Source organism: Lamprobacter sp., from assembly GCF_034860625.1.
Taxonomy (GTDB): domain Bacteria; phylum Pseudomonadota; class Gammaproteobacteria; order Chromatiales; family Chromatiaceae; genus Lamprobacter.
The window spans coordinates 1-824 of the sequence record NZ_JAYESN010000668.1; the positions used below are offsets into that span (position 1 = coordinate 1).

At 54.9% G+C, this 824-nt stretch carries 1 protein-coding gene and 1 pseudogene; both read left to right on the forward strand.

All coding sequences use genetic code 11. The features are described 5' to 3' along the window. Window positions 1-256 (forward strand): annotated as a pseudogene (locus VBE63_RS30645) (AAA family ATPase); the annotation flags it as partial. After that, window positions 228-824: AAA family ATPase (locus tag VBE63_RS30650; RefSeq protein ID WP_323686724.1), on the forward strand; the 597-nt coding region annotated here is incomplete at its 3' end. The pseudogene VBE63_RS30645 and the gene VBE63_RS30650, both read left to right, overlap by 29 nt.

Consider the following 824-nt stretch of genomic DNA (forward strand, 5'->3'; position numbering starts at 1 on the left):
CTGGGAGCTTGCGGAGGAATTTCGCGCCTATGCTGAGCAGGGTGGACAGGTCTTGGTCTCCACCCATTCGCCGGACTTTCTCAACGCGACACAACTCGATGAAGTCTATTGGCTGGTCAGGGAGCAGGGTTCGACCAAGGTGAAGCGTGCGCGCGATGATGAACAGATTGCGGCTTTCATGGCCGAGGGCGATCAGATGGGCTACCTCTGGAAGGAGGGATTATTTCGTGGGGCCGGGCCGCAATCAGGAGATTGATGAGATCGACATGCTAAAGCACCTCAAGATCATCAACTTTACGGCTTTTGGAAAAGCGACCTTCGATTTTTCCGAAGGGCTTAATGTCATCGTCGGGGCCAACGGGACCGGCAAGACTCACGTCCTCAAGCTCGGCTATCTGTTTACGCGCGCTTGGTCGGACCTGTCGAAACAACGCCTGGCGCCAGAGGGAAAACGTGCGGAAGCTTACTTCGAAGAGCGGCTGATGGGTCTGTTTCGACCCGAACAGTTGGTGCATCTCGCCCGCAAGGAGGCAAAGACGCCGACCAGGCTTAACGCGGAGGTCGCAGGCAAAATACCAACAGTCAAAATTGACATGCCCCATGAAGAGCCGCCGGCTGGAATCCCTGAATCCCTGCAATGGGAGATTGGCATTGATCGGGACGAGGCGAAGATCCATACCGCACGACTCGTCAATCAGGCCGCTGCTAATACGATATTGCCCGCCCCAGTCTTCGTGCCAAGCAAGGAAATTGTTTCTTTTTTCGAGGGACTCATCTCCTTGTTCGAGAACTACAAGATCAACCTGGACGAAACCTACAGAGAC